The organism is Vibrio sp. TH_r3 (assembly GCF_033101115.1).
Taxonomy (GTDB): domain Bacteria; phylum Pseudomonadota; class Gammaproteobacteria; order Enterobacterales; family Vibrionaceae; genus Vibrio.
Window position 1 is genome coordinate 1 of record NZ_JAWMPW010000083.1, and the last position, 562, is coordinate 562.

Genomic DNA, 562 nt, shown 5'->3' on the forward strand with positions numbered 1-562 from the left:
CCTAATACGCAAGTGGAAGTTAAAGCTCTAATGAGTTTATCTGGGCATCCTTTTGCAGATTACCTTTTAGCTTGTTTTTACTATGCCAAAAAATCTTACGATAAAGCCGTTGTACTGTGGAAACGCGTAGTCGAGCAGCGTCCAGATTGTAAAGAAGTCCATCGTAATCTTGCAATTTTCTACGCTAATAAGCAGAAAGATGTAGCAACTGCTCTTAAGTTCATGGAGACGGCATGGCAGTTAGATAACAATGATGCTCGAGTGCTTTATGAATTGGATGATTTAAGAAAAATCGCTTTAGTTGATCCTAAAACACGGCTGAGGCTACTTGAACCTCATCAAAAAGTGATTGTGCAACGAGATGACTTGGTAACGGAGTTTATAACCTTACTTAACATCTGTAATGAACATGATAGAGCGCTAATTATCCTTAAAGAACGACATTTCACTCCATGGGAAGGAGGAGAAGGTCAGGTTACCGGGCAATATATTAACGCTCTGATACGTAAAGCTTGTTCTTTGATTAAAAAGGGTAAGTATGTCCTGGCGAAAGAAGCATTAA

1 protein-coding gene is annotated in these 562 nt (G+C 39.1%); it reads left to right on the forward strand.

Annotation, left to right across the window (positions count from 1 at the left end; translation table 11 throughout):
- Positions 1-562, forward strand: a 562-nt coding sequence (locus tag R3X26_RS18860) for a tetratricopeptide repeat protein (protein WP_411572438.1), incomplete at both ends; no start/stop codon positions are given.